The 26,952-nt window shown below is 72.0% G+C and carries 19 protein-coding genes; 14 read left to right on the forward strand and 5 right to left on the reverse strand.

Features of this window, described 5'->3' with window-relative positions; all coding sequences use genetic code 11:
• The first annotated feature begins 236 nt into the window (after window positions 1-236).
• The 12 genes from StrepF001_RS48475 to StrepF001_RS29785 all read left to right on the forward strand — a co-directional run bounded on the left by StrepF001_RS48475 (window position 237) and on the right by StrepF001_RS29785 (window position 17,236).
• A complete protein-coding gene (locus StrepF001_RS48475; RefSeq protein WP_276322851.1) occupies window positions 237-4,397 on the forward strand; it encodes an HAD-IIIC family phosphatase in 4,161 nt (1,386 codons plus the stop codon).
• Window positions 4,390-4,659: a hypothetical protein gene (locus StrepF001_RS29735; RefSeq protein WP_129801290.1), complete on the forward strand. Its 270-nt coding sequence runs from the start codon at window positions 4,390-4,392 to the stop codon at window positions 4,657-4,659. The genes StrepF001_RS48475 and StrepF001_RS29735 overlap by 8 nt, the downstream gene beginning before the upstream one ends.
• Window positions 4,644-6,815: a thioester reductase domain-containing protein gene (locus StrepF001_RS29740; protein ID WP_129801291.1), complete on the forward strand. Its 2,172-nt coding sequence runs from the start codon at window positions 4,644-4,646 to the stop codon at window positions 6,813-6,815. The genes StrepF001_RS29735 and StrepF001_RS29740 overlap by 16 nt, the downstream gene beginning before the upstream one ends.
• Complete coding sequence (locus StrepF001_RS29745) at window positions 6,812-7,909, forward strand: alpha/beta fold hydrolase (protein ID WP_129801292.1); 1,098 nt, start codon at window positions 6,812-6,814, stop codon at window positions 7,907-7,909. Before StrepF001_RS29740 ends, StrepF001_RS29745 begins: the two co-directional genes overlap by 4 nt.
• Window positions 7,910-7,948: 39 nt before the next feature.
• Window positions 7,949-8,779 carry an oxidoreductase gene (locus tag StrepF001_RS29750; protein ID WP_129801293.1) on the forward strand — a complete coding sequence of 277 codons (831 nt, stop codon included), beginning with the start codon at window positions 7,949-7,951 and terminating at the stop codon, window positions 8,777-8,779.
• Window positions 8,780-9,008: 229 nt separating this feature from the next.
• Window positions 9,009-10,580, forward strand: a complete 1,572-nt coding sequence (locus StrepF001_RS29755) for a S8 family peptidase (RefSeq protein ID WP_129801294.1) — start codon at window positions 9,009-9,011, stop codon at window positions 10,578-10,580.
• 218 nt (window positions 10,581-10,798) lie between these two features.
• A complete protein-coding gene (locus tag StrepF001_RS29760; protein ID WP_129801295.1) occupies window positions 10,799-11,974 on the forward strand; it encodes a DUF4190 domain-containing protein in 1,176 nt (391 codons plus the stop codon).
• A gap of 169 nt (window positions 11,975-12,143) precedes the next feature.
• On the forward strand, window positions 12,144-12,896 hold the full coding sequence (locus StrepF001_RS29765) for a GntR family transcriptional regulator (RefSeq protein WP_129801296.1): 753 nt from the start codon (window positions 12,144-12,146) through the stop codon (window positions 12,894-12,896).
• A 330-nt stretch (window positions 12,897-13,226) separates the two neighbouring features.
• Window positions 13,227-13,415 (forward strand): SPOR domain-containing protein, encoded by a 189-nt coding sequence (locus tag StrepF001_RS29770; RefSeq protein WP_129801297.1) that lies wholly within the window; start codon window positions 13,227-13,229, stop codon window positions 13,413-13,415.
• Window positions 13,416-13,456: 41 nt separating this feature from the next.
• The gene (locus StrepF001_RS29775) at window positions 13,457-13,858 is read left to right on the forward strand and encodes a (deoxy)nucleoside triphosphate pyrophosphohydrolase (protein WP_129801298.1); all 402 of its coding nucleotides are present in this window, start codon (window positions 13,457-13,459) and stop codon (window positions 13,856-13,858) included.
• A 137-nt stretch (window positions 13,859-13,995) separates the two neighbouring features.
• Entirely contained in the window at window positions 13,996-14,424 is a 429-nt protein-coding gene (locus StrepF001_RS29780) for an ATP-binding protein (RefSeq protein WP_129801299.1), read from the forward strand.
• Between the two features lie 208 nt (window positions 14,425-14,632).
• The gene (locus StrepF001_RS29785) at window positions 14,633-17,236 is read left to right on the forward strand and encodes a SpoIIE family protein phosphatase (protein WP_129801300.1); all 2,604 of its coding nucleotides are present in this window, start codon (window positions 14,633-14,635) and stop codon (window positions 17,234-17,236) included.
• Window positions 17,237-17,503: 267 nt separating this feature from the next.
• Here the strand turns inward: StrepF001_RS29785 and StrepF001_RS29795 are convergent, their stop codons facing one another.
• Window positions 17,504-19,081 carry a hypothetical protein gene (locus tag StrepF001_RS29795; RefSeq protein WP_129801301.1) on the reverse strand — a complete coding sequence of 526 codons (1,578 nt, stop codon included), beginning with the start codon at window positions 19,079-19,081 and terminating at the stop codon, window positions 17,504-17,506.
• A 177-nt stretch (window positions 19,082-19,258) separates the two neighbouring features.
• Here StrepF001_RS29795 and StrepF001_RS29800 point away from each other — a divergent pair, with 177 nt between their 5' ends.
• Window positions 19,259-20,176 carry a class I SAM-dependent methyltransferase gene (locus tag StrepF001_RS29800; protein ID WP_129801302.1) on the forward strand — a complete coding sequence of 306 codons (918 nt, stop codon included), beginning with the start codon at window positions 19,259-19,261 and terminating at the stop codon, window positions 20,174-20,176.
• A gap of 63 nt (window positions 20,177-20,239) precedes the next feature.
• On the opposite strand, the gene StrepF001_RS29805 is transcribed toward StrepF001_RS29800, so the two are convergent.
• Genes StrepF001_RS29805 through StrepF001_RS29820 form a run of 4 tightly spaced genes read right to left on the reverse strand, consistent with a single transcriptional unit; the run spans window position 20,240 to window position 24,122 of the window.
• Window positions 20,240-21,007: a succinate dehydrogenase/fumarate reductase iron-sulfur subunit gene (locus StrepF001_RS29805; RefSeq protein WP_129801303.1), complete on the reverse strand. Its 768-nt coding sequence runs from the start codon at window positions 21,005-21,007 to the stop codon at window positions 20,240-20,242.
• Window positions 21,004-22,941 carry a fumarate reductase/succinate dehydrogenase flavoprotein subunit gene (locus tag StrepF001_RS29810; protein ID WP_129801304.1) on the reverse strand — a complete coding sequence of 646 codons (1,938 nt, stop codon included), beginning with the start codon at window positions 22,939-22,941 and terminating at the stop codon, window positions 21,004-21,006. The genes StrepF001_RS29805 and StrepF001_RS29810 overlap by 4 nt, the downstream gene beginning before the upstream one ends.
• 17 nt (window positions 22,942-22,958) lie before the next feature.
• Window positions 22,959-23,795: a hypothetical protein gene (locus StrepF001_RS29815; protein WP_129801305.1), complete on the reverse strand. Its 837-nt coding sequence runs from the start codon at window positions 23,793-23,795 to the stop codon at window positions 22,959-22,961.
• A gap of 36 nt (window positions 23,796-23,831) precedes the next feature.
• Window positions 23,832-24,122, reverse strand: a complete 291-nt coding sequence (locus tag StrepF001_RS29820) for a hypothetical protein (RefSeq protein ID WP_129801306.1) — start codon at window positions 24,120-24,122, stop codon at window positions 23,832-23,834.
• A gap of 375 nt (window positions 24,123-24,497) precedes the next feature.
• Here StrepF001_RS29820 and StrepF001_RS29825 point away from each other — a divergent pair, with 375 nt between their 5' ends.
• Window positions 24,498-26,732 (forward strand): ABC transporter family substrate-binding protein, encoded by a 2,235-nt coding sequence (locus StrepF001_RS29825; RefSeq protein ID WP_240797740.1) that lies wholly within the window; start codon window positions 24,498-24,500, stop codon window positions 26,730-26,732.
• Window positions 26,733-26,952 lie beyond the last annotated feature (220 nt).

Raw genomic sequence — 26,952 nt, forward strand, 5'->3', positions numbered from 1 at the left:
GCCTCGTCGTGCTCACCCGCGGGGCCGTGCTGACCGGCGCCGAGGACGAGGGCGCTGAGGTCAACCTCGTGCACGCGCCCGTGTGGGGCCTGGTCCGGGCCGCCCGGACGGAGAACCCCGGCCGGATCGTCCTCGTCGACGTCGACTCCGGCACCTGGGACGGGCTGACGGACGTCACCGACCTGGGAATCACCGGTGACACGCCCGAACTGGCGATCCGCCGGGGCCGGACGTACGTGCCCGTACTGCGCCGCCAGGCGACGGACCGTACCGACGGCGCAGCCGCCGCGCTGGGCACCGGCACCGTACTGATCACCGGCGGGACGAGCGGGCTGGGCGCGCAGGTGGCCCGGCATGTCGCCGGTCTCGGCGCCCGGCATCTGCTGCTGCTGTCCCGCCGTGGCCCGGACGCCGACGGGGCCGAGGCGCTGCGCGCGGAACTCGCCGCCGCCGGGACGCAGGTCAGCATCCGCGCCTGTGACGTGGCCGACCGCGCCCAACTGGCGCAGGCGCTGCGGGACATACCCGCCGAGTATCCGCTGACCGCCGTCATCCACTCGGCCGGCGTGCTCCACGACGGCGTGATCGAGTCCATCGACGCCGAGGGGCTCGACGCCGTGCTGCGGCCGAAGATCGACGCCGCCTGGCATCTGCACGAGCTGACCGCCGGCACGGAACTCGCCGCCTTCGTGGTGTTCTCCTCCGTCTCCGGGATCCTCGGCGGAGCCGGGCAGGGCAGTTACGCCGCCGCCAACGTCTTCCTCGACGCCCTCATGCAGCAGCGCCGCCGCGGCGGGCGCCCCGGACTCTCGCTGGCCTGGGGCCTGTGGGCGGAGACCACCGGCATGACCGGGCACCTGGCCGAGGCCGACATCGAGCGGATCAACCGCGGCGGCATCACCGTCCTCGGCACCGAACAGGGCCTGACCCTCCTCGACGCCGCACTGAGCCGGGACACGGCCGACGCGGTGCTCGTCGCGGTCGCCCTCGACCTGCCCGTCCTGCGCACCAGCGAGCCGAACCTGCTCCCGCCGCTGCTGGCCGGACTGTTCCCGCCGCGCCGCCGGGTCTTTGCGGCCCGTAGCGGGCGGCAGACCGGCGGCGCCGGGCGCGTGGCACTGGACTCCCAGGCCGACGTGGTGGAGCGGCTGCGGTACCGGTTCGCGAGCACGATGGGCTTCGACACGGCGGAACTCGACGTCACCGCGCCGCTCGTCGGCCAGGGCCTGGACTCCGTGATGGCCATGCAGACCCGCAGCCTGATCGAGTCCGACTTCGGCCGGACCCTGCCGATCGCGCAGATGTTCAACGGCGCAAGCATCGAGAACATCGCCGACCATCTCATCGCCGGCGCGGACGACGCACAGGCCGGCACCGCGCCGGAAGCCGAAGGCGCCGGCACGGCAGAGGCCGAGAACGTACCGGAGGTCGTCCTGCACCCGGCCACGCGGGACGTCGTACGACTGCTGCGTGCGGAGCAGCACGGCACACCGAGCGTCACCCACCACATCGGGCTCGCCGTCCGGCTCACCACCCCGACCACCCGCGACCGCCTCTCCGAGGTGATCGCCGATCTGGCCGCCCGGCACGCGGCCCTGCGTACCGCGATCGTCCCGGACGCCGACGGCGGACGGCAGCTGGAGGTACGGCGCCACCCGGCCGGCGAACTGGTCCGCTGGTCCGCGGTGGACGAGGGCACCGACGTCGACCGGCGGCTCCAGGAACTGATGGAACCGCCCTTCGACCTCGCGGTGTCCCCGCTGTGGCGGTTCGAACTGCTCGCCTACCCGTCCGGCGACCAGGTGCTGGTGTTCGGCGCCCACCACGCCGTCTCCGACCTGGCCTCGCTGATGCTGCTGGCCGACGAACTGGCCACCGCGCTAGGGCCTGTGCCGGAAGTGGCGCCTGCCGGGCGACGCCTGGCGGCACAGGCCCCAGGCGGCTCCCGGCCGCCCGCCGTCGTGTCCAACCGCGACATCGAGCTGCTGCTGCGCGCCCAGGCCGCGCGTCCGGCGGACGACCGCAGCCCGTCGGAGCCGTGGCGTGAGGAGTTCACCGGCGTCGAACGGCTCGACCTGGAACTGGCCCGGCCGAGGCCCGAACAGCGGTCGTACCGCTCCGCCATGCTCCTGGTGGATCTGCCGCAGGACCTGCAGGACCGGGTGGCGGACCGGGCGGGCCGCCTCGGGATCACCCCGGCCGCGTTCTGGCTCGGCGCACTGACCGTGCATCTCGCCCGGCTGCGCGACCGGAACCGGTTCGTGCTCGCGGTGCCGGTGGACACCCGGATGCACGTCGGTGCCCTCGACGCGATCGGCTACTTCGGGCTGCCCATCCCGTTCGCCGCCCAGGTGGCGCCGGAGGAGAACACCGCCGACGTACTGCGGCGCACCGACAGCCGCCTCAGCCGGGTGCTCGAACGCGGCGTCACGTTCTTCGACGTCATGTCCACGCTTGTGGAGGAAGGGCTCCACCGCCGTAACGCGCCCCTGGTCGAGCTGTACTTCAACTACATGCCGCCGCAGGTCGGAACAGCACAGGGCATGACGGTCCTGCCGGCCGGCACCGGCCACTCCGATCTCGACCTGATGATCACGGTCATGCCCGGGCTCGGCAAGGTGGGCCTCGAGTACAACGTCGACGTCCTCGACGAGGCGAGCTGCGCAGCCCTCGGCCGGGACTACCTCGCGCTGGCCGCGCAGATAGCCGAGGACCCGGCCACCCTGGTCGCGCCACCCGAGGACACGGCACCCGTCACCGCGCCCACCCCCGAACCTCCGGGTCAGATAGCCCTGGCCGCCACGTTCGCCCTCGGCAACCTCCCGGCCATGCTGGGGGTCGCCCTCGAGGACGCCGACGTCGAAGGCGGGCCCTTCGACGTCGTGGAAGCCCCCTACCACCAGGTACTCGCCGGCCTGCACGACCCGGGCAGCGTCCTCGCCCAGCCCTCGACCGTCGCCGGCCTGGTGCTGCTGCGCCCCGGTGACCTCACCCGCTTCGGCCCGACGACCGGCGACCTGCTGGCCGAACTCGCCGACGAATACCCCGCCGCGCTGCGCGCCCTCGCCGAACGCACGAAGAAGCCGCTCGTCGTGGGCTTCCTGCCGGAGCGGTCCGACGACGAGCGGCTGCGGGCGTGGGAACGGCAGGTGGTGTCACGGCTTCGGGACCAGCCGGGCATCGCCGTCCTCACCTCGGACTCGTGGGGCGACGACTACCCGCCGGACGAGATGTTCAACGAGACGACCGACGCGATCGCCCACCTGCCGTTCCACGAGGAGTTCCAGGCGAACGTGGCGCTACGGCTCGCCGACGTCGTCTGGAAGATCCGCCGCCGGGCACCCAAGGTCATCGTCGTCGACGGCGACGAGACGCTGTGGAGCGGCGTGGCCGGTGAGGTCGGGCCGGAGAACGTCGACCTGACCGGAGCCCGGGCACTGCTCGCCCGGCGGCTGCTGCGCTGGCGTGAGGCGGGCGTGCTGCTGGCGATGGTCTCCAACAACGACGAGGAGACCGTGCTCAGCATCCTGGACCGGCCGGACAGCCTGCTGCACCGGGAGCACTTCGCGGCGATCTCGGCCGCGTGGGAGCCGAAGTGGACACGGATCCTGAAGATCGCCGAGGAGCTGCGGCTCGGGCTGGACAGCTTCCTGTTCCTCGACGACAACCCGGTCGAAATCGCCGGTGTCCGCGCCCAGTTGCCCGAGGTGCTCTGTGTGACCTGCCCGAGCGCCGACGAACTGGACGGCTTCGTCACCCGGCTGTGGCCGATGGTGCCCCGGGCGGCGACGGCCGAGGACGCCGCGCGGGCCGAGTTCTACCGCCAGGAGCAGGTACGCGACGAGGCCCGCGCGCAGATGAGCTTCGCCGACTTCCTGGCGAACCTGCGGCTGGAACTGGACATCCGGCCGGTCTCCGCCGAGACCGCCGAACGCACCGTCCAACTGAGCCGCCGTACCAACCAGTTCAACCTGCGGCCGCTCGCCCTGGACCCGGCCGCACTGGCCCGCCTCCAGGAGGACGGCGAGGTGTGGACGGCGACCGCGAGCGACCGGTTCGGCGCGTACGGGCAGATCGGCGTGCTGGCCGTACGGCAGGACGGAGACGTGCTCGAGGTGGTCGCCTGGATGATGAGCTGCCGGGTGCTCGGCCGCGGGGTGGAGGACCGGCTGCTGCAGTGGCTGGCCGACCGCGCCGAGGCCCTCGGGTGCCAGGCGGTGCGCCTCGTCGCCGAGCACACCCCACGCAACATTCCGGCCCGGCGTCTGGTCTCCCGCCTCGGCGGCGGCGACGTCGACGCGGCGCGGCTGGAGACGGCGATGACGCCGGCGCAACTCCGGGAGTTCCGTTCCTGGGACCTCGGACCGAACACCGCAGCGGAGGTCAGCAATGTCTGAGGCGGGAAGCGGCACCAGCCGCAACCGCAGTGTCAGCCGTCGGCCCGAGGAGGAGGTGATCGAACGCCGCGGCCCTGGCCGGGCCCAGGCGGCCGACCTGCTGTCCCGCTTCCGCCGCCCGACCGAACCTCCGGCACCGGCCCTGCCTCCGACACCGGCCGGCGGGGTCACGGACGACGGGCGCACCGCGACCGACGGCCCGCACCCCCCGGCCGCCGCTCCCGGCACCGCCCCACCGTCGACCAGGTGGCCGCCGCCATAGCCACCCGGGCCGCCCGCTTCCTCCCCGCCACCTCTGCCGACCCGGAGACGGACCTCTTCGACGCCGGTCTGTCCTCCGTGGACGCGGTGGAACTCGTCGCGCTGATGGCGCGCGAGCTGGACGTCCGCGTCAGCCTGGACGACGTCTTCGCGGACGCCCGCCCCCGACGCCTCGCCCAGCGCTGGGCCACAGCCGCCGGACTGCCGACGCAGTCGAGCGCACCCACCGGCGCCGCCCCGGCCGTACGGGACGCACCCGCCGACGTCGTCCACGAGGACCTCGACATGATCCTCGCCGACCTCGCGCTGGCCGACCGGCTGCCCTGGAGCCGTCAGGCGGACCCGGTGCCGCCGCGCCGGATCCTGCTCACCGGCGCCACCGGCTTCCTCGGCAGCCATCTGCTCCTCGACCTCCTGCGTCAGGGCGACGCCCATGTGGTGTGCCTGGTGCGCGCGGCCGACGACGAGGCAGCCGAACGGCGGCTGGGCGAGGCGCTGGCGAGCTTCGACCAGCCGTGGTCCGCGGAGGTCCGCCGGAGAGTCACGGCGTACGCGGCGGACCTCCGGCAGCCGAGGCTCGGACTGACCGAGGACCGCTGGGACAGCCTCGCCCGCGAGGTCGACTCGATCGTCAACGTCGCCGCCGCGGTCGACTTCCTGCGCGGCTACCCCTCGCTGCGCCAGACCAACGTCCTCGGCCCGCTGCACCTGGCGCAGCTGGCGATGACCGGCCGCCCGAAGCCCCTGCACCACATCTCGTCCGTCGCCGTGTTCAACGAGGTCGGCATCGAGAAGATGGGCGAGGACGACCCGGTCGCACATGTGGACCGTCTGTTCGCGGGCTACGACAAGTCGAAGTGGGCCGCGGAGGCCGCGCTGCGACGGGCCCGCGAGCACGGCCTGACGGTGACGTTCCTGCGCCCCGGCGCGATCGGCGGGCACACCCGTACTGGCGTGTACAACCCGCGTGACCTCAGCACGGGTCTGATCGGCGCGTTCTCCCGCTTCCGTACCGTGCCGGCGTTCAAGTTCATGAACCTGGCGCCGGTGGACTGGATCAGCCGGGTCGCCTGCCGCGTGTGTTCACTTCGAAGCCGACTATGCCCCCGCACCTTCCGCACAACTACAAACCTGACGGGCCGTGCGGAGACCCTGCCGGAGCTGGTCAAGGACATGAAGCTGGCCGGGATGAACGTCCGGATCGCGAACTGGCGGGACTGGCGGGACGACCTGCTGCGCCGCCAGGAGACGGACCCGGTGCCCGAACTCGACTTCCTGGTCCGTATCCTGCGCAGCCCCACCGCGGTGAAACTCTTCGAGGCGCTGATGTTCGGTCCCGCGGCCGGCGCGGACCGCACCGAGGCGTTCCTGGCCCGGCATCGCCTGCCCGCGCCCGAACGCTATGGATCGCAGGCCCAGTTGAAGGCCTTCGAGCGGATGGCCGAGGACGGCGTGGCCCGGCTGCCCAGCCGTGAGGACCCGCCGTACCTGTCGTTCCGCGAGCGGATGAAGGGACATGTCGGCCCGGTCGGCGAGGCGCCCGACACCCGGTGCCGGATGGCGTTCACGCTGTCCATCGCGAGCATGTACCAGGTCGTACGGCACCGGAAGGTCGACGTCCGCGGCCAGGTGACCTGCGAGCGGCTGCACCCGCAGCCGCTGACGGTGGTGGACGGCGAGATCTGGGTCCGCCCCGACGAGGGCGTCCCGCGTATGCACGGCAGCGATCATCCGCTGCTGCGCTACCGCCTGCTGCTGCAGGACCGGGACGGCGGCCGGTGGTGGCTGGAGGGCTGGAAGACGGCCCGCGCGCGTCGCGACTTCTGGAAGCAGACCCGCACGCTGGAGATCACCATCGGTCGCGAGGGCGGGCCGGCCGCCCTCGCCGGTGTGGTCCGCGTGCCCGGCAAGAGCTATGTCCCGGACCAGATCGACGGCATCCAGGTCGACCCCCGGCTGTCCTCGCAGGAGCAGCGGCTGGCCAAGCTGGCGTGGCTGTCCTGGTTCTTCGTGCAGGTGGGCATGGGGCTGGCGGAACCGTCCCTGCGGGCCGGCGCCGAACTCCTCGACCTGCGCCGGGACGCGATCGACCGGGAGAAGGACAAACTGCAGCGCAAGATCAGGAAGCTGATGATCCAGAGGGAGCAGATCCGATGACGCCGAGGCCCCTGCACACCGATCTCGGCGCCGCGATCGAGCAGATCCCCTTCACCGCCTCCGACGGCACGGAGCTCGGCCTGTGCCGGGTCGCGGCGAAGGGCGACGACTCCGAACGCCCGGCCGTGCTCGTGCTGCACGGCCTGACCGCGTCGGCGGACATGTTCCTGCTGCCGGAGACCCGCAACCTGGTCGACGTCCTGCTCGACGCCGGCTACGAGCCGTGGCTCCTCGACTGGCGGGGCAGCTGCCGGCTGCCCTACAACGAGGGCCGGGTCCGCTACACCTTCGACGACGTGGCGCTCTACGACATCCCCGAGGCGGTGTCCCTGATCCGCGAGCGGATCGACGGCCGCCCGCTGCTGGTCGTCGCGCACTGCATCGGCGCCATGTGCCTGTCGCTGAGCATGGCGGCGGGCCTGGTGCCGGGGCTGGCCGGCGTCGTCGCGCAGGGCGTGTTCCTCACACCGAAGATGTCCTGGAAGACCCGGGTGCGGCTGCACTTCGGCGGCGAGCTGCTGCGGTCCCGGCTGGTCAACATCCCCACCGACTTCAAGAAGGTCGGGCTGTGGTCGAAGTACTCGCTGCTGTACGCGGAGGTCTCGCTCGGTGCCGAGTGCAAGGACCCCACCTGCCAGATCCTGCACAACGACTCGTGGGGCGTGGGCGGTTCGCTGTTCGAGCACGACAACCTCGACGTGCGCACCCACGACCGCCTCGCCGAGCTGTACGGCACGGTGCCGATGTGGATCCTGCCGCACCTGCGGAGCATCGAACTGGCCCACACGATGATGCGGTTCAACGACGGCGACGGCCGCTACGACGCGCTGCCGAAGAACGCGCTCGACAACGCGGGCAAGATCGAGGCACCTCTGATGCTGTTGTCCGGCAGCGACAACCGCTTCTGGTACGACTCCAACAAGCTGTGCCACGAGGTCCTGTCGAGCCGCTACCCCGACATGGACGTCCGCTACGTCGAGGTCCCGGGCTACGGCCACCTCGACACGTTCATCGGGCGCAACGCGGCCCTGGACGTGTTCGGACACATCGTGGACTTCCTGGACGAGTGCCGAGCCGTGCACACCGGAGTGTGACACCGTGCGACCAGGACCGAAGAGGGCAAAGGGAGCCGTATGGGCAGGATCTGGCTGATCACGGGCGCGAGCAGCGGGTTCGGCCGCGCCCTCGCCGAGGCGGCGCTCGCCGCCGGCGACACCGTCGTCGGCGCGGCGCGGCGCCCCGAAGCGCTGGACGACCTGGTGGCCGCCCACCCCGGCCGCGTGGACCCGCTGCGGCTCGACGTCACCGACATCGCCGCGATCGACGCCGCGGTACGCGACGTCGTGGACCGGCACGGGCGGATCGACGTGCTCGTCAACAACGCCGGCCGCACCCATGTCGGCGCCTTCGAGGAGACGACGGACGCCGAGCTGCGCGCCCTGTTCGACGTGCACGTCCTCGGCCCGGCGGCGCTGGTGCGGGCGGTGCTGCCGCATCTGCGCGAGCGGCGTTCGGGCGCGATCGTGCAGATGGGCAGCGTGGGCGGGCAGCTGTCGTTCGCGGGCTTCTCGGCGTACAGCGGCACGAAGTTCGCCCTGGAGGGCATGTCGGAGGCGCTCGCGGACGAGGTGCGGGAGTTCGGCATCAAGGTGCTGATCGTCGAGCCGGGCGCCTTCCGCACCTCGCTGTTCGAGGGCGGCCGGGCCGGTTTCAGCGCCGACAGCGGCGTGTACCCCAAGGTGGCGCAGACGCGTGCGTACGTCTCCGGCGGCGACGGCACCCAGGCCGGCGACCCGGCGAAGGCGGCGGCGGTCATCCTGGCCGCCCTGGACGCGCAGAAGACGCCGCTGCGCCTGCCGCTCGGCGACGACGCGGTCACCGCCGTCCTCGACCACCTCGAGCAGGTGCGGGCCGATGTCACCGCCTGGGAGAAGAGCACTCGGAGCACCGCGTTCGACGAGTGATCCGGTGCGGGCCCTCCTGGCGGCGGCTTCGTCTTCAGGAGGGCCTTGACGGTTCGTCATGTCGGCCGTATGGCCTGCCGGTTACATCCGTGCAGGGCCCTTGTGCAATTCCTGTGGAAGCCTCAATCTTTCGGCTGACGCACGGGTGAGCCACCGGGAATTGACATGTTCCTGCTCACCTGGGCGTCACCCCACACCAGCGCACCACCGATTGAGGAGGACCCCTCAGATGGCAGTGATGCGTCATACCCGGCGAAGACTGGCGGCCACAGCCCTCGCGACCACCGCGGCACTCGCCGCGAGCCTGGTCGCCGCCCTCCCCGCCGGTGCGGCCCCGGCAGCCGAAGGCCGTATCCAGTACGAAGGCGCGGCGAACGCCGTCGCCGACAGCTACATCGTGACCCTCAAGGCGGACCGGGCCCGCTCGGGCTCCGCCGAGGGACGCGCCCTGGCGAAGAAGTACGGCGCCACCATCGAGCGCACCTACAAGAAGGCCCTGAACGGCTACGCGATCGAGGCCTCCGAGACCGAGGCGAAACGTCTCGCCGCCGACCCGGCCGTCGCCTCCGTGGTCCAGAACCGCACCTTCACCGTCGCCGCGACCCAGCCCAGCCCGCCCTCCTGGGGCCTGGACCGCATCGACCAGCGCAACCTCCCGCTGAACAGCTCGTACACCTACCCGGACTCCGCCGGGCAGGGCGTCACGGCGTACGTCATCGACACCGGCGTCCGCATCACCCACAGCGACTTCGGCGGCCGTGCCTCCTACGGCTACGACGCCGTCGACAACGACAACACCGCCCAGGACGGCAACGGCCACGGCACCCACGTCGCCGGCACGGTCGCCGGAAACGCCTACGGCGTCGCCAAGAAGGCGAGGATCGTCGGCGTCCGCGTGCTGAACAACTCCGGCTCCGGCACCACCGCCCAGGTCGTCGCCGGCATCGACTGGGTGGCCCAGAACGCGGTCAAGCCGGCCGTCGCCAACATGTCCCTCGGCGGCGGCGCCGACACCGCCCTCGACACCGCCGTACGCAATGCCATCGCCTCCGGCGTCACCTTCGCCGTCGCGGCCGGCAACGAGACCACCAACGCCTCCACCCGGTCCCCCGCCCGCGTCACCGAGGCCATCACGGTCGGCGCCACCACGTCCGGCGACGCCAAGGCGAGCTACTCCAACTACGGCACGGTCCTGGACCTGTTCGCGCCGGGCTCGTCCATCACCTCGTCCTGGCACACCAGCGACTCGGCCACCAACACCATCTCCGGTACGTCGATGGCGACCCCGCACGTCGCCGGAGCGGCGGCGCTGTACCTGGCCGGCAACCCCACGGCCACGCCCGCCCAGGTGTCCACCGCGCTGACCTCCGCGGCCACCCCCAACGTCGTCACCAGCCCCGGCACCGGCTCACCCAACCGGCTCCTGTACGTCGGCGGCGGCACCCCGACCCCGCCCGGCCCGCGCTTCGAGAACACCGGTGACTACACGATCAGCGACAACTCCACGGTCGAGTCCCCGGTGACCGTCTCCGGCGTCTCCGGCAACGCGCCCTCCGCGCTCGCCGTCGAGGTCCACATCGTCCACACGTACATCGGCGACCTCCAGGTCCAGCTGATCGCCCCCGACGGCACCGCGTACACGCTCAAGGGGTACGGCACCGGCGGCAGTGCGGACAACATCGACACCACGTACTCCGTCAACGCCTCCTCGGAGACCGCGAACGGCACGTGGAAGCTGAGGGTCAGCGACAACGCGAACATCGACACCGGGCGGATCGACGCCTGGGCTCTCCAGTTCTGACCTTCCTGACCTACCGTCACCTTCGTCCTCGCGGAAGGGCTTCGGGTCGGTGACCCGGCCCGCCGCGAGGACGAGGTTCGTCCGCCAGGTGTGCGAGCAGACCGTGCTCGGCGTCCGAGCGTGCAGGGGAGCCCCGCCACGGCGCCGGCCCAGCGCTTACCATGCGCCAAGTCGTACGACTGTTCTGCATCCTCGGCCGAACCAGGAGCCCGGTACCCGTGTCCATCCCTCCGCCCCCCGGGCCCCATCAACCCCAGGGCCCCCAGGGCCAGTACCCGGCTCCCCACCCGCAGGGCCCGTACCCGCAGGGCCCGTACCCGCAGGGCCCCTACGCGCCGCCGCCGTACGGCGCCTGGGGCCCGTACCCGCCGCAGGCGCCGGTCAACGGCGTCGCCATCGCCGCCCTCGTCCTCGGCATCCTGTGCTTCCTCCCCGCCGTCGGGCTGGTGCTGGGCCTGATCGCGCTGCGTCAGATCAGGCGCAGGGGCGAGCGCGGGAAGGGCATGGCGGTCGCCGGGTCCGTGCTGTCGTCCGTCGGGCTCGCGCTGTGGGTCCTGTCGCTCTCGACGGGCTTCGTGTCCGACTTCTGGGAGAGCTTCAAGGAGAGCGCGCGGGAGAGTGCGACCGTCTCGCCGGACAAGGGTGAGTGCTTCGACGTGCCCAGCGGCTCCCTGGAGGGCATGACCTACGACGTCGACGTGGTGCCCTGCGCGGGCAGGCACGACGGCGAGGTGTTCGCCACCGTCCGGCTGCCGGGCGGCAGTTTCCCCGGCGACGACCACATCACGAGCGTCGCCGACGACAAGTGCTATGCCCTGCGCGGCGACTACGCCATGGACACCTGGGCGCTGCCGGACAACGTCGACGTGTACTACCTCACCCCGACCCGCCAGAGCTGGAGGCTCGGCGACCGCGAGATCACCTGCATCTTCGGCAACACCGACGAGAAGGGCACCCTGACCGGCTCCCTGCGCAGCGACGCGACCACGCTCGACGCGGACCAGCTCGCCTTCCTGGAGACGGCCCGCGCCATCGACGCCGTGATGGAGAAGGAGCCCGAGGAGTACCCCGAGGAGGACCTGGCGGCGAACCGCACCTGGGCGGGCGAGGTCGGCGACGTGCTCGCCGAGCAGAGCGGCACGCTGGGTGAGCACAGCTGGCCTGCCCGGGCCGAACAGCCCCTTGCCGACCTGGTGAAGGAGCTCGGCTCCGCGCGCGGTCAGTGGGCGAAGGCGGCCGCCGCCGGTGACGCGGACACCTTCTACGTGCACTACGACGAGGGGTACGCGTTCTACGACGGGCAGGCCACCATCACCGCGCGCAAGGCTCTGGGCCTGGACACCAGCCCGCCCGAGTACGCCACTGACCCGGGCGACTCCGACGCCGACGTGTGATCGCCTCCGCAGCGGGGAGAAAGCGGGGAGAACACGGGGAGAAAGCGCCTGGGCACAGCCCTCCCCACGCGTAAGTCATCACATCGAGTGATTCTCTGGCCTTTGCTTGCCTGGCGGAACCCAGGGTTGCCACGCTGTTGCTGTCTGTACAACCTGATGGGAGCGGCCAGTGACATTCGGTGAGCAGCCGGCGTACCTGCGTGTCGCGGGTGATCTCCGCAAGAAGATCGTCGACGGTCTGCTGCCACCCCACACCCGCCTGCCGTCACAGGCCAGAATCCGCGAGGAGTACGGCGTCTCGGACACGGTCGCGCTCGAGGCGCGCAAGGTCCTGATGGCCGAGGGGCTGGTCGAGGGCCGCTCCGGTTCCGGGACGTACGTGCGGGAGCGGCCCGTGCCCCGGTCCGTCGCCCGCTCCGGATTCCGCCCGGACGGCGGCGCCACCCCCTTCCGGCAGGAGCAGGCGGACGCCGCCGCGCACGGCACCTGGGAGTCCAGCAGCGAGCAGACCGCGGCGAGCGGCGCGATCGCCGAGCGGCTCGGCATCCGGCCCGGCGACCGCGTGATGTGTACCAAGTACCTGTTCCGGGAGAGCGGCGAGCCGTTGATGCTCTCCACCTCCTGGGAGCCGATCGCCGTCACCGGCCGCACGCCCGTGATGCTGCCCGAGGAGGGCCCCCTCGGCGGCATGGGTGTCGTCGAGCGCATGGCGGCCATCGACGTGATCGTCGACAACGTCACCGAGGAGGTCGGCGCCCGCCCCGGCCTCGCCGAGGAACTCCTCGCCCTGGGCGGCGTCCCCGGGCATGTCGTCCTCGTCGTCCAGCGCACCTTCTACGCCTCCGGCCGCCCCGTCGAGACGGCCGACGTGGTGATCCCGGCCGACCGCTACCGGGTCTCGTACCACCTCCCGGTGAGATAGCGCACATCTTTCCGACCTCTGCCCGGCAGCGCACGCCCCTGCGGCAGTTGCTCCCGGCATGCGCGCGCCGGGAGCTGGTGCGCGCGCCGTTCGATTCCGGACGTTTTCGCAGGTGGCCCCGGGCGTGCCCGCCATGCCACCGACCGGATGCGTGGATGCGTACGCACGGCGCGTTCGACGCCGTGCGCCCCCTCGCGCCTGGCTTGTTGCGTACCTCTTTGTGAAAAGCCGTATTCGCTGCGTGAAGGTTAGGCGTAGGCTCGGGCATATGCGGATTGCGGTTTCCTTAGCGGGCGGGGCGCGTGGGCCGAGGCGGAAAGGAGGGGCGCGATGAACGACAGCACGGTGACTCTTCCCTGGCTCGTCATACGGCAGGACGACGGCGGCAATCGCTACCGCGTGGGCCGGTACGCGACCCGGGCCGAGGCCCAGAAGATCGCCGACAGCCTCGACAACCGCGGGCACAAGCAGCTCTACTGGGTCGAGCGCATCAGCCAGGACACCGACGACGGCACCTGAGCCGCGACGCCGCCCTCGGGCCCTGACGTAGGCTCCGGCGCATGAAGGAACGGATCGTGGTGGTGGGGGCCGCCCTGTTCGACGGTGGCCGACTGCTCGCCGCGCGCCGCAGTGCACCCCCTGAACTGGCCGGGCGTTACGAGTTGCCCGGCGGAAAGGTCGAGCCGGGCGAAGCGCCGGATGCCGCGCTGGTGCGTGAGCTGCGGGAGGAACTCGGCATCGAGGCCGAGGCTGTTGAGCGGGTGCCGGGGGAGTGGGACCTGAAGCCGCCGTATGTTCTGCACGTGTGGACCGCCCGACTGTGCCCCGGCTCTCCCGACCCCAAGCCTCTCGAGGACCACGACGAACTGCGCTGGCTCGCGCCCGGCGAACTCTGGGACGTCGACTGGCTGGACCAGGACGTTCCGGCTGTACGTGAGGTGGCCGCCCGCCTGAGTGGCTGACTCCTTGACGCCGGTTTGTGCCACCCCGCGTGCAGTGCCGTGCCCGTACGCCGTTCGTGCCACAGTGCGCGCCCCCCGGCGGTACTGGGTCCCACATATCGGGTATGTGCCAATTAATCCCACGAAACCAGGCATGGGTGGGTTCTCTGGCCCGGGAAGTGATCGGCGTGATCGACACCGAAGGTGACCGCGCCGAGTGGACATTTCCCGCCGACCCGGGTGCCGTGCGCACCGCACGGCACAACGTCCGCCGCCAGTTGCACGGCTGGGGTCTCGACAGCGTCGGTGACCTCACGGCCCTGCTGGTCAGCGAACTCGTGACCAACGCCCTGCGGCACGCCACCGGCCCCATCGGCGTCCGCCTGGTACGCCCCCCGGACCTGCCCGACGTGCTGCTGGTGGAGGTCTCCGACCCGTTGCCCGACCCGCCCCGCGAACGGGCCGCCCGGCCCGAGGACGAGCACGGGCGCGGCCTGCAACTGGTGGCCTCCTCCTCGCGCCGCTGGGGCACCCGGCCCGGGGAGTCCGGCAAGACGGTGTGGTTCGAGCTCGCCGTACCGACCTGAATCCGGACCGGACTTGCCGGAAGGCGTGATTCGAGGGCGTGTCCCCTGGTTAGAAGAGTGGAAGTGTTCTCGCAGGACGGTCCGAAAACCAACTGGACCGTTCTGTGATCGTGAACACCGTGTTGTGCGGCACCGTAGTGCTGGATACTGCGGGCAGCCGCCCCCGGTGACCGGTGCCGGGCGCGGTGAGCTGGAGGGGACGGTTCGCGTGAGCGAGATACCAGCGAAGGCCACGGAGTCCGAGGACCCGTCGGACGGCGCGAGGACGGAGGCCGCGGGTGCCTCCGGTGAGGTGCGGCCCGGCGACCCCATGTGGCAGAGCAGTCCGCCCGGCTCGATGTACGACTACATCAAGGTCGCGTCCTTCTCCATCGGCCCCGACGGGCTCGTCGACCAGTGGAGCCTGCGCGCCGAGCACCTCTTCGGCATCCCGGCGGAGCGGGCCGTCGGCATGGACCCCATCGCGGCCTTCATCGACCCCGATCTGCTGGAGCAGGGCCACCGGAAGATGGCCGAGATTCTCGACGGGCGGGAGTGGACCGGCGTGGTCCCCTTCCGGCTGCCGGAGACGGCGGACGGCGGCGGGGGCGAGGGTCTCGCCGAGGTCTATGTGATGCCGACGCGCACCGAGGACGGCGAGAAGGCGGCCGTCTGCATAGTCGTCGACGTCCGGGTGCTGCGGCGCATCGAGACGGATCTCGCCGCCTCACAGGCCATTTTCGGTCAATCACCGTTCGGGTTCCTGCTGATCGACGCCGAACTGCGGGTGCGGCGCGCCAACCAGCGGTTCGCCTCGATCTTCGGCGGCACACCCGACGACCACCGCGGCAAGGGCGTCCACGACTATCTGCTGCGTGGCGAGGCCGAGCGGGTCGCCGCGACGCTGCGCCGGGTCCTGGAGACCGGCGACAGCATCACGGACATGCACGTCACGGGCTTCGTGCCCGGTTCCGAGGACCGCCGTCACTGGTCGGTCAACCTCTACCGCGTGCACAGCGGAAGCGGGCGCCCCATCGGGATCGCCTGGCTCGGAACCGACATCACCGCCCGCCGCGCCGCCGCCCGCGAAGCAGCCGCCGCCCGGCGCAATCTCGCCCTTCTGAACGAGGCCGGCGCCCGCATCGGCAACTCCCTCGACCTGGAGACCACCGCCCGCGAACTCCTCGACGTCGTCGTCCCCGGCTTCTGCGACCTGGCCACCGTCGACCTCTACCAGGGCCTCCTGGCCGGCGACGAGACTCCGCCCGGCCTCGCCGACGGCAGCGCCGAACTGCGCCGCGTCGCCTTCGCCAGCGCCGTCTCCGACATCCCCTTCGCGGGCACCGGCACGCCGGTCAAGGTCGGCGCGGTCCACCACTACCCCTTCAACTCGCCCTGCGCGGACGCCCTGCGCACCGCTCGCCCGCAGACCGTCCCCGCCGAGGAGGGCGGCCTCGTCCAGTCCACCCTCGCGGTGCCGATGGTCGCCCACGACACCGTCGTCGGGCTCGCCCAGTTCTCCCGTACGAAGGGCAGCGAGCCGTTCGGCGACCGGGACCGCGCCCTCGCGGTCGAGCTGGCCGCGCGGGCCGCCGTCTGTATCGACAACGCCCGCCTCTACCGGCGCGAGCACGAACGCGCGTTGATACTGCAACGGTCCCTGCTCCCGCCCGGCGACCCGGTCGCCTCCGGCCTGGACATCGCCTGCCGTTACCTTCCCGGGAACGCCTCCACCGGCCGCCCCAGCGAGGTCGGCGGCGACTGGTTCGACGTCATCGAACTGCCCGGCCACCGCACGGCGTTGGTCGTCGGCGACGTCATGGGCCGCGGTCTGCGCGCCGCCGTCGCGATGGGCGAACTCCGCACGGCGGTACGGACGCTGGCCCAGCTCGATCTCGAACCGGCCGAAGTCCTCTCCCAGTTGGACGAGATCGCCCGCGGCCTCGGCACCCCCGGAGGCATCCAGCAGGCCACCCGCGCCGCCCGCCGCCCCCGCGAGGCGGACCTGTCCGAGGTGTATCTCGCGACCTGCGTGTACGCGGTCTACGACTCCGTCACCCGGCGCTGCACCTTCGCCAACGCGGGCCATCTGCCGCCGGTCCTGGTCGAGCCCGGCGAGCCGGCCCTGATGCTGGACGTGCCGCCCGGCATGCCGCTCGGTGTCGGCGGGGAACCCTTCGAGGAGGTCGAGGTCGAACTCCCCGAAGGTGCACTGTTGGCGCTCTACACGGATGGACTGGTCGAATCCCGCGACCACCCCCTCGACGAGGGCCTGCAGGCCTTCGTGGGCGCGCTGACCGACCCGTCCCGCCCGCTGGAGGACGTCTGCGACCACGTCCTCAACACCCTCGACAGCCACCACGGCGAGGACGACATCGCCCTGCTCATGGCCCGCGTCCAGGGCCTGCCCGCCGAGTCCGTCGGCGACTGGACGCTGCCGCGCGAGCCGCGCAGCGTGGGCCGCGCCCGCGAGTACGCGCGCGGCCAGCTGCTCAGCTGGGACCTGGAGCCGCTGGTCGACACAACGGAGCTGCTGGTCAGCGAGCTGGTGACGAACGCCCTGCGGTACGGCGAGGGCGAGATCCGGCTGAGACTCCTGCTGGACCGCACCCTGGTCTGCGAGGTCTGGGACTCCGGCCTCGTCCAGCCCCGTCGCCGCCGCGCCCGCGACACCGACGAGGGCGGCCGCGGCCTCCAGCTCGTCGGCCTGCTCTCGGCCGCGTGGGGCTCCCGCCGCACACATCGCGGCAAGACGGTGTGGTTCGAACTCCCGCTGCCGGACGGCGAGAACGGCGTGGCGGATCCGGCGGAGGCCCTGCTGAGCCTGTTCTGAGCGCCGGAACGGCCGCATCGTGCCGACGTGGCTGCGGGCAGTCGTGCCTCCCCCAGTGCCTTAAGGGCCTGGGGGACCCCCAGGGCGATGGGGGTCCCCCCGCTCATGGGGGTCCCCCCGCTCGAGCGAAGCCGAGAGTGGGGGAGAAGCCGAGAGTGGGGGAGGGTGGGCGCAGCGGCACCCCTCCAGGGTGCGGCCGCGACGAGTCCGGAGGCTTGGCGCCGGCCACAACAGGGCGCGCGACCGCGGCCGCCAGAGCGCCAGGGCCTACGGGGGATTCGGCCGCCTGCGTGCCCGGGTGCGCGGGCCTCCGAAGCTCGCGGGCGGGCCGCCGTCCGGGTCGCCGCCCAGGAGGATCCCGCCGAGGACCGCCCCGCCGACGCCGATCGCGTGCGCGCCTGAACCGGCGTACGGCGTGCCGTGGGCGCGTACGTCCTGCTCGGCGAGATGCCGGGCCTCCCCGGCGCGGGCGTCGGCCGCCAGGTGGTCGTCGTCCGCGAGCAGCGCCTCGGCTGTCGCCAGCCGGGTCCGGGCCGCGGCGCCCACCGCCCCCCGGTGCGTGCTGACGAAGTCGGCCGCGGCGCCGGTGCTGCTGCGCGCGACCAGCAGGGCGGCGGCCGGAATCACCCCGGCCCGCCCGGCCGCGAGCGGCGTGACGGCCTGCGCGATCCGACGCAGGGCGTCGAGCGGGTCGTAGGGCCCGGCGGTCAGCTCCTCCCGTACGGCGGCCAGGACGATGTCGGCGCGCGCGAGACGGGCGCGCACCTCACCCAGGGGAACATCCGGCCCGCCGCCCGCTCCCCGCTCCCCCCTGAGCCACTCCCGCACGCCCGCGAGCTCCGCCTCCGCCCCCGTGAGCGCCCCTGGCACCAGGCCCGCAGCCCTCGTCAGCTCCTGCGCGAGCCGGTCGACGCCGTCCACGAAGACAGCGGCCTGAGTGATCGCGCCCTCGGCGGCGCGCAGGTGGGCGGCTGCCAGGTCGGCGTTGCCCAGGTCGGCCTGCTGGCGGGACTGGTTGAGACGGACCGTGGCGAACACCAGGCGGTCCTTGGCCTGTTCGACGGACCCGACGACCGAGGCGGTGGCGCCGGGCGGGTACCGCTCGGCGAGGTCGCCGAGGATGGCCTCCGTCGTCCCCGTACGCCCCGCCAGCTCCCGGAAGCGCGCCTCCGCGACCTCCAGCGCCGCACCGATGCCCAGCTCCAGGCCGCGCAGCACATCGAACCCGGCGGCCTCCGTGTCCAGCCGTCGCCCCGCCTCCGCGCACCGCCCGACGATCCCGGCGAGCACCTGCCGACGGGCCGACTCCTCGCCCGGCACTCCGTCGTCGTAGCGCTGCCGCATCCGGAAGGCGGCCGACAGCTCGGCCTCGGCCTCCCGCAGGGCCCGCCCGAAGGGTTCGGCGTCCGCCGCGTCGCACCGGGTCCCGGCGAAGGCGAGTTCCTCCCGGCTGGTGCGTACGCAGTCGTCCGCCTCGACCAGCGCCGCCCGGGACTGCCGGTCGAACCGGTCGAGCGTCGGCTGGGGCGGCGGGCCGGGGAGGGCGCCGCCGGGGGTCGTCCGGGTGCGGGTGCGCCGGGTGCGCCGTACGTACCCGTACGCGGCGAGCGCGACCGCCGTGACCGCCGCGATCAGCGGCAGCACCAGGTCGGCGGTGTACGTCCCGTCCCCCTCCTGCGCGACCGCGCCCGGCCCGGGCCCGCCCCTGGCGCCGGTGTCCGTCGCCGGCACCAGCAGACACAGCCACATCACCGCGATCGCCCCACCGAGCACCGCCTGCGCCAGGCGCGCCCCTGTGGGGGGCCCGGCCTGCCGCGGCCGGCCCCGGAACCGGGATGACGTCACGTTTCGGAGCGTATGGCCGGGAATACGGGCCCGCGACCGGGGTGCGTCCGATGCGGTCACCGACTTGTTGTTCGGATGTCACACGGGCTTTCCCTCTACAGGTGCCCTAGTTTGTTGTGGACCACCTGTGGGAGGCCTAGGGTCCACTTCTCCTATTCCTGTGAGGGTCAGACATCCATGCGAGCGTTACTCACCAGCAAGGCGGCCCGGCGTGCCCTGCGTCCGATCGCCGACCTCATAGACCAGCGCATCGAACGGCAGGTCCGCCGGGCCGTCGGGCAGGCCTCCCACGACGCCTCGCAGCAGGAGCTGAAGCGGCTGCGCGCCCGCCAGCGCCCGCTGGAGCTGTTCTTCGACGGGACCGGCCGGGGTGCGTCGCGGCTGCCGTCCGCCCCCCATCTCCACCGCACGATCAAAGAGCTGACCGACGTGACCGGGGACGCGGACGGCGCGGAGCGGACCGTCGCCCAGGCGTTCCGGCTGCTCATCGCGATGGAGGCGCTCGGGGTCGGCCGGATCGCCGGCGGCACCATGAACATCTGCGGCAAGCTCTCCGCCGTACCGCTGCTGGACCCGCCGAACGACGACATCCTGGAAATCGGCACCCTCTACGGGATGTTCGGCGCGGCCCTGATCCGGATGATGGAGCGCGCGGGACGCGACCCGCGCCTGACGATCGTCGACCCGCTCGCCGGGACCCAGCTCCAGCCCGGCGCCACCATGGGCAAGGACGCCTCGGGCACCCCGGTGCGCGAGGCCGCGGTGCGCACCAATCTGGCGCTGGTGGGCGCACCGGGTGCCGGGGCCCGGATACAGCAGGGTTTCTCCGAGGACCCCGAGGTGCGTGCCCTGGTCTCCGACCGCTCCTACGGCGTGATCATCGTCGACGGCGATCACTCCGCCGAAGGCGTCGCCAAGGACCTGGAGTGGGCCGAGCAGATCGTCGCGCCCGGCGGCATCGTCGTCCTGGACGACTTCGGGCACCCCAAGTGGCCCGGCATCAAGGAGGCCTTCGAGAAGCACATGACCACCGACACCCGTCTGGAGTTCCTCGGCCAGGTGGCCCACTCGGGGTATCTGCGAGCCTCACGCTGACCAGTGCCGCGGCAGGCGACGTTCGCCCCGTCGCGACGGGCAGAACGTCGCCTGCCGCGGCACCTAGGACCGGCGACGGATCTTGTCGCCGAGCCACACGAGCGGGTCGTACTTGCGGTCCACGGCCCGTTCCTTCAGCGGGATCAGCGCATTGTCCGTGATCTTGATGCCCTCGGGGCAGACCTCCGTACAGCACTTGGTGATGTTGCAGTAGCCGAGGCCGTGTTCGTCCTGGGCGGTGCGCTTGCGGTCGAGCCCCGTGTCCGCCGCCGCGTCCAGGGGGTGCATGTCCAGTTCGGCGACCCGCATCAGGAAACGCGGCCCGGCGAACGCCTGCTTGTTCTCCTCGTGGTCCCGGACCACATGGCAGGTGTCCTGGCACAGGAAGCACTCGATGCACTTACGGAACTCCTGTGACCGGTCCACGTCCTCCTGCATCATGCGGTACTCGCCCGGCCCGAGCCCGGCGGGCGGCACGAACGCCGGGACCTCACGCGCCTTGGTGTAGTTGAAGCCGACGTCGGTGACGAGATCCCGTACGACCGGGAAGGCCCGCAGCGGAGTGACGGTGATCGTCTCCTCGCGGTCGAACACCGACATCCGGGTCATGCACAGCAGCCGGGGCCGTCCGTTGATCTCCGCCGAGCACGAACCGCACTTGCCCGCCTTGCAGTTCCAGCGCACGGCCAGGTCGGGGGCCTGGGTGGCCTGGAGGCGGTGGATGATGTCCAGGACCACCTCTCCGTCGTTCACCTCGACCTTGAAGTCCTCCAGGCCGCCCCCGTCGGCGTCCCCGCGCCACACCTTGAAGCGCGCCTCGTAGCTGCTCATTCGTAGAGCTCCTCTTCGGCGAGGTACTTGACCAGCTCCTCCTTGTCGAAGAGGGCGAGCAGGTCGGGACGGATGGGTTCGGTGGTCTCGCGGGTGAGGGCGATCTGGCCGCGGACGGGGTCCGTGGCCGCCAGCCCGCCCGTGGGGTCGGTGAGCTGACAGAGCAGGTTGATACGGCGCCATCTGCGGTCCATCGTCGGGTGGTCCTCGCGGGTGTGCCCGCCGCGCGACTCCGTGCGCTCCAGCGCGGCCCGCGCCACGCACTCGCTGACCAGCAGCATGTTCCGCAGGTCCAGGGCGAGGTGCCAGCCCGGGTTGAACTGGCGGTGACCCTCGACGCCCGCCCGCCGGGCCCGTACCCGCAGCTCGGCCAGCTTCTCCAGGGCCTGCTTCATCTCCGCGTCACGGCGGATGATGCCGACCAGGTCGTTCATCGTCTGCTGGAGTTCCTGGTGGAGCGTGTACGGGTTCTCCGGCGGCCCGCCGGCCGGCTCCTGCGCCTCCGCCTCGGCCGAGAACGGGCGCAGCGCCTCCGCGGCCGCGGCGTCCACCTGGACGTCGTCCACCCGCGGACGATCCGCCGCCCCCGTCGCGTACTCGGCGGCGTGCAGTCCCGCCCGGCGGCCGAACACCAGCAGGTCGGACAGCGAGTTGCCGCCGAGCCGGTTGGAGCCGTGCATCCCGCCGGCCACCTCACCGGCCGCGTACAGCCCCGGCACCCCGCGTGCCGCCGCGGTGTCGGAGTCGACGGCGATACCGCCCATCACGTAGTGGCAGGTGGGCCCGACCTCCATCGCCTCGGCCGTGATGTCGACGTCGGCCAGCTCCTTGAACTGGTGGTACATCGACGGCAGCCGGCGTTTGATCACCTCGGCGGGCATCCGTGTCGACACGTCCAGGAAGACACCGCCGTGCGGGGAGCCGCGGCCCTCCTTGACCTCGGAGTTGATGGCCCGGGCGACCTCGTCGCGGGGGAGCAGCTCCGGGGGACGCCGGTTGTTGTCCGGGTCCTCGTACCAGCGGTCGGCCTCGTCCTCGGTCTCGGCGTACTTCTCCTTGAAGACGTCCGGGATGTAGTCGAACATGAACCGATTGCCGTCGGAGTTCCTGAGCACCCCGCCGTCGCCGCGCACCGACTCGGTGACGAGGATGCCCTTCACCGAGGGCGGCCAGACCATCCCCGTCGGGTGGAACTGCACGAACTCCATGTTCAGCAGGGGAGCGCCGGCGAGCAGGGCCAGCGCGTGGCCGTCGCCGGTGTACTCCCATGAGTTCGACGTGACCTTGAAGGACTTGCCGATGCCGCCCGTGGCGATCACGACCGCGGGGGCCTCCAGGACGAAGAAACGGCCGGACTCACGCTCGTAGGCGAAGACGCCCGAGACCTTCCCGCCGTCCTTGAGGACCCTGGTCACCGTGCACTCCTGGAACACCTTCAGCCGGGACTCGTAGTCCCCGGTCTCCTTGAAGTCCTCCTGCTGGAGCGCGACGATCTTCTGCTGGAGGGTCCGGATCAGCTCGAGACCCGTGCGGTCGCCGACATGGGCCAGCCGCGGGTACTCGTGGCCGCCGAAGTTGCGCTGCGAGATCCGGCCGTCCTTCGTACGGTCGAACAGGGCGCCCCAGGTCTCCAGCTCCCACACCCGGTCGGGAGCCTCCTGCGCATGCAGCTCGGCCATCCGCCACTGGTTGAGGAACTTGCCGCCGCGCAGGGTGTCACGGAAGTGCACCTGCCAGTTGTCGTGCGGGTTCGCGTTGGCCATCGCGGCGGCGATGCCGCCCTCGGCCATCACCGTGTGCGCCTTGCCGAACAGCGACTTGCAGATCACGGCCGTACGGGCGCCCCGCTCGCGCGCCTCGATCGCGGCCCGCAGCCCGGCGCCGCCCGCGCCGACCACGACGACGTCCCACTCCTGTCGCTCCACCACGGACATCAGAAGGCCCCACCCATCTAGAAGAAGCGCGGATCGTCGAAGACACCGGACGCGACGAGATAGACGTAGAAGTCGGCGAGCGCCACGCTCACCAACGACGTCCAGGCGAGCAGCATGTGGCGGGCGTTCAGCTTCCCGACCCACTGCCACATCCGGTAGCGCACGGGGTGTTTGGAGAAGTGCTTGAGCTTGCCGCCCACGATGTGCCGGCAGGAGTGGCAGGAGAGGGTGTACGCCCAGATCAGCACGATGTTGACCAGGAACACGACGGTGCCGAGGCCCATGTGGCCCCAGTCGTAGTGCTCGTCGCGGAACGCGAGCACGGTGTCGTAGGTCAGGATGCCGGCCACCGGGATCGCCGCGTAGAAGAAGTACCGGTGGATGTTCTGCAGGATCAGCGGGAAGCGGGTCTCACCCGTGTACTTCTTGTGCGGTTCGGCCACCGCGCAGGCCGGTGGGGACGCCCAGAAGCCCCGGTAGTAGGCCTTGCGGTAGTAGTAGCAGGTCAGGCGGAAGCCGAGCGGGAAGATCAGGATGATGATCGCGGGGGAGATCCCCCACCAGCTGCCGAAGATCTCCCAGTTGGGGCCCGCCTTCATCGGCTCGCAGTTCTCCGCCAGGCAGGGGGAGTAGAAGGGCGAGACGTACGGGGCCGCGTAGTAGTGGGTGTTCGCGAAGGCCCGCCAGGTCGAGTACACGACGAAGGCGAGCAGCCCGGCGGCCGTGGCGGCCGGCGCCAGCCACCAGCGGTCGGTGCGCAGGTGCGGGGCGGCGATCGCGGCGCGGGGGGCGGCGCGGACGCCGCCGCCGGGCGGATGGGGATCTGTGGTTGTGGGTTCCGTACCAGTGGCCAACGTATGACTCCGGTCGGTTCGGGATGCTGAGGCGGCTCAGGGTGCGTGCCGGTCGCGGGCGCCGAGACCCTCGTCGTCCGAGTCCGTCCACAGGGAGTAGTCGTAGGGGGCGTCGGAGATCGTGACGAGCTCGGGGCGCCGGGCCGAGGGCGAGGCGTGCGTCGCCTCGCGCAGCAGCGCGACGCTCTCACGCAGGTGCTCGCAGTCGGTGCGGACCCGCCGTATGTCGAGCCCGCCCCTGCCGAGCTGCTGTTCCAGGCGGTTCACCGACCGGGACATGTCGTCGAGACACCGCTGGACTGACATCAGTTCGTCGTGCACGGACATGACGTGACCTCACTTCCGTCGGCTGTGCGGCCGTGGGTGGCAACGGTCATGCGCCTGCGAGTGTTGCGCGTCACACCGGCCGGTGGGAAGGGATGTGCACCGATTGGCCGAGGCGTGTGGGTGCACCCCGTGGTGCATTGCGCCACATGGGTGAGCTTCCGGGCCGTCGCCGCCGTGTCGCCCTGTGTTGCCGAACCCTTTCCTCTTCAGTGACGGCATACCGCTGAATACATCTGATCAGCACCATATACCGCCAAAAGTGATCGTAACCCCCGCGGCTCCCGGAGGTAACCAGAGATGTCCCACGACGGCGTCGGACCCAGGCCCGCTCGTCAATCTCCCGCCTGCCGTGCGACGCGAGGGCCCGGCGCGGTCATGCGCTCGCTCGCCTTCCTCACCGCGGGAGCGCTCGCGGCGCCCGCTCTGGCCGCGTGCAGCTCCGAGGACCCGGCCGGCAAGCCCCTGGCCGGCCAGGACATCGCCCCCGCCGCCCGGTCCCAGGTCGCCGACGGCGGCACCCTGCGCTGGGCCGTGGACGCCGTACCGGAGACCCTGAACACCTTCCAGGCCGACGCCGACGCGACCACCAGCCGTATCGCCCAGGCCGTCCTGCCGTCGATGTACCGGCTGAACGAGCGCGGCCGGCCGGAGATCAACCCCGACTACCTCGAATCCGCCGAGGTCGTCGACACCGAGCCCCGGCAGGTCGTCCTCTACAAGCTCCACCAGCAGGCCGTCTGGAGCGACGGCCGCGAGATCGGCGCCGCCGACTTCGCCGCCCAGTGGCGCGCCCTGTCCGGCAAGGACACCGCCTACTGGACCGCCCGCAACGCCGGGTACGACCGCATCGAGCGGATCGAGCGCGGCGCCAACGACCTCGAGGTCAAGGTCACCTTCGCCCGGCCCTACGCCGACTGGCAGTCGCTGTTCTCGCCGCTGTACCCCAAGGAGGTCATGGGCACGCCCGACTCCTTCAACGACGGGGCCCGCAAGAAGCTCAAGGTCACCGCCGGGCCCTTCACCGTGCAGGAGGTCGACCACAAGGACGACGAGGTCACCCTCGCCCGCAATCCGCGCTGGTGGGGCGACCCGGTCAAGCTCTCCGAGATCGTGCTGCGGGCCGTACCGCGCGAGGAGCGCGCCGCCGCGCTGGCCGCCGGCACGATCGACCTCGCCGAAATCGACGCCCCCGTGGCCCGGCGCATCGCCCTCGCCGCCGGGCCGGGCGGCACCGGCGCGGCCCGCCAGGGCGGCGACCGGAACACCGACGACCCCAAGGCGCCGAGCCCCTCGGCCGACCCGAGCGGCTCCGACGGGAGCACCGCCGACGGGAGCACCGCCGACGGAAGCACCGGCGACGGGAGCGCCGGCGACGGGAGCGCCGGCGACGGGAGCGTCGCCGACGGGAGCGTCGCCGACGGGAGCGTCGCCGACGAGGAGAGTGGCGGCGCCCGTGCGGGGGGCAGCCAGTCCGCCGCCGACGCCACGCGGGCCCTGCGCGGCTTCGAGGTCCGCAAGTCCCTGGAACCGGCCTACACCCAGCTCGCCCTCAACGGCGCCGACGGTCCGCTCGCCGACGAGCGGGTGCGCCGGGCCGTGGCCCGCGCCCTCGACCGGGAGGAGTTGGCGAAGGCCGTCCTCAAGCCGCTGGGCCTGCCCGCCGAGCCGGTCGGCTCCCACCTCGCCCTGTCCGGCCAGGCCGCCTACGCCGACAGCAGCGGCGCGCTCGGCGGCCAGGACACCGACGAGGCGCAGGCGCTGCTCGCGGACGCCGGATGGGTACCGGGCGGCCCGGTCAAGAAACAGAAGAAGGAGAACGCGGCGGGACCGGAGGGGGAGCCGGCCGAGGGGAACTCCACGGACGACGGTACGTACATCGTCGGCGAGGACAACAAGGGCCGCACGGACGCCGAGCTCGAGGAGGCCGAGGAGTACCGCCGGCAGCTCGCCCAGGACGGAAAGCAGCACCACCAGGGCGGCGGGGCACCCGGCGCGTACGCCCCCAAGGGCACCGCCGCCCCCGCGGGCGCACCGGCCGGTCCCCTCGCCAAGGACGGCCGCCCGCTCACCCTGCGCTTCGTGCTCCCCTCCGGGCCGGGCTCCCGGGCTCTGCACACGGTCGCCGACCGCATCTCACGCATGCTGGAACGGCTCGGCATCCACATCGAGACGAGGAAGGTCCCCGAGGAGAGCTACTTCAAGGACCACATCGCCTCCGGCGAGTACGACCTCGCCCTGTACTCCTGGCCCGCGTCCGCCTTCCCCGCCACCGACGCCCGCCCCATCTACGCCAAGCCGGTCCCGGCCGCCGACGGCTCCCTCACCGTCGAGCAGAACTACACCCGGGTCGGCACCGACCAGGTCGACCAGCTCTTCGACCAGGCCGTCGCGACCCTCGACCAGGAGGAGTCCCGCGACCTGGTCCGCAAGGCCGACGCCCGCATCTGGGCAGCCGCCGGCTCCATCCCCCTCTACCAGCGGCCCCAGCTGATCGCCGCGCGGAAGAACCTCGCCAACACGGGCGCCTTCGGCTTCGCGACGCCGGTGTACGAGGACATGGGCTTCCTGAAGAAGGGCGCGGGGCGGGCAGCCGGCCCGTCGGCGTCGTAGCGACCCGTCAGTCCGCCGGCAGTCGTGCCGCCCAGGGCGGCACGACTGGGCGCTGGGGTCCCCCCTCTGGGGAGGCACCCCGTAAGCGCCGGGCCGCGCGACCGCCCCCTGCACCGGCGTCGGCGGCCAAAGCCCACCTGACCTGCACCGACGCAACCCGTCCAGCCCCCACCCCGGCGGCCCCGTACCATGGGGTGAGGCCGTGGCGTGTCAAGCCCGG

The sequence above is a fragment of the Streptomyces sp. F001 genome (genome assembly GCF_004187715.1).
In the GTDB taxonomy this organism is placed as follows: Bacteria; Actinomycetota; Actinomycetes; order Streptomycetales; family Streptomycetaceae; genus Streptomyces; species Streptomyces flavusporus.

Coding starts and splice junctions, on each gene's coding strand:
- StrepF001_RS29820 (WP_129801306.1), bottom strand. CDS start 24,122: ATGTCCGTGCACGACGAACTGATGTCAGTCCAGCGGTGTCTCGACGAC.
- StrepF001_RS29745 (WP_129801292.1), top strand. CDS start 6,812: ATGACGCCGAGGCCCCTGCACACCGATCTCGGCGCCGCGATCGAGCAG.
- StrepF001_RS29770 (WP_129801297.1), top strand. CDS start 13,227: ATGAACGACAGCACGGTGACTCTTCCCTGGCTCGTCATACGGCAGGAC.
- StrepF001_RS29735 (WP_129801290.1), top strand. CDS start 4,390: ATGTCTGAGGCGGGAAGCGGCACCAGCCGCAACCGCAGTGTCAGCCGT.
- StrepF001_RS29750 (WP_129801293.1), top strand. CDS start 7,949: ATGGGCAGGATCTGGCTGATCACGGGCGCGAGCAGCGGGTTCGGCCGC.
- StrepF001_RS29775 (WP_129801298.1), top strand. CDS start 13,457: ATGAAGGAACGGATCGTGGTGGTGGGGGCCGCCCTGTTCGACGGTGGC.
- StrepF001_RS29800 (WP_129801302.1), top strand. CDS start 19,259: ATGCGAGCGTTACTCACCAGCAAGGCGGCCCGGCGTGCCCTGCGTCCG.
- StrepF001_RS29755 (WP_129801294.1), top strand. CDS start 9,009: ATGGCAGTGATGCGTCATACCCGGCGAAGACTGGCGGCCACAGCCCTC.
- StrepF001_RS29805 (WP_129801303.1), bottom strand. CDS start 21,007: ATGAGCAGCTACGAGGCGCGCTTCAAGGTGTGGCGCGGGGACGCCGAC.
- StrepF001_RS29825 (WP_240797740.1), top strand. CDS start 24,498: ATGCGCTCGCTCGCCTTCCTCACCGCGGGAGCGCTCGCGGCGCCCGCT.
- StrepF001_RS29810 (WP_129801304.1), bottom strand. CDS start 22,941: ATGTCCGTGGTGGAGCGACAGGAGTGGGACGTCGTCGTGGTCGGCGCG.